Genomic DNA, 215 nt, shown 5'->3' on the forward strand with positions numbered 1-215 from the left:
AGTGCGCTTTTTTAGTCTTCGGTCATGTGCTCTTTAATCAAACGATTGATTGCCTGAGCATCCTCATTATTTTTGCTGATGGTCAAAAGCGTATCATTACCGGCAAGCGTACCAACGACTTCCGGAAGCTGCGCATTATCGAACAGGCCCGCCAGTACGGTTGCATAATTGGAGTTCAATGTCGTTTGAATAACATTGATGAATTGAACGTTGGT

The 215-nt window shown here is 43.7% G+C and carries 1 pseudogene; it reads right to left on the bottom strand.

What is annotated here, in order from left to right:
* Nucleotides 1-11: 11 nt before the first annotated feature.
* Nucleotides 12-215: pseudogene (locus LI126_RS15505) on the bottom strand (hypothetical protein); the annotation flags it as partial.

The organism is Mediterraneibacter sp. 210702-DFI.5.30, from assembly GCF_020560115.1.
Classification (GTDB): Bacteria; Bacillota; Clostridia; order Lachnospirales; family Lachnospiraceae; genus Mediterraneibacter; species Mediterraneibacter faecis.